At 70.7% G+C, this 522-nt stretch carries 1 protein-coding gene; it reads right to left on the bottom strand.

Going from position 1 to position 522, the window contains the following annotated elements; genetic code table 11:
* On the bottom strand, positions 1 to 522 hold a 522-nt coding region (locus CCN39_RS49080; protein ID WP_158104637.1), incomplete at both ends, for a relaxase domain-containing protein.

The raw sequence follows: 522 nt of genomic DNA on the forward strand, positions 1-522 counted from the left end.
CGGTGGAGACGACCGCGGCGACGTCGACGGCGGCGAGTGCGGCATCGACATGCGGATCCACCCAGGCCCGGATCAGCGCTCCCGCCGCGCGGCAGCGCTGAACGAGCCCGTCGACCATCTGCTTGCCGAACCTCAGCAGCGCGGACGCCCGCCACCACGCGAGCAGCTGCTTCAACGGACGCGGAGTCTTCTTCTCCGGGCGCGTGTCCTGCGCCGCCTGCCACCCGAGGCCGTGCCGGGCCTTCTCCCCTGGCAGCCGTCCATGCTCCTGCGCGAACTTGTAGGTGATGCCCTCCAGGACGTCCTCGATCCGCTGACGGCGGGTGGAGGACCAGTCGATGAGCTCAGAGTCGACACCGGCTATCTCCATCACCGGGCGCAGGCCCGGCGTCACCTCCCGGGGCACCGTCGCCCACCCCAGCTCCTCACACACCTCGGTCGTCATCGCGAGGGTGTAGAGCGTCCCGGCGGCCACCACATTCCGGTAGAGGCGGTAGGTGTCCAGGGCGCCCCACACCGGCT

Origin of the sequence: Amycolatopsis kentuckyensis (genome assembly GCF_002155975.1) — a bacterium.
Classification (GTDB): domain Bacteria; phylum Actinomycetota; class Actinomycetes; order Mycobacteriales; family Pseudonocardiaceae; genus Amycolatopsis; species Amycolatopsis kentuckyensis.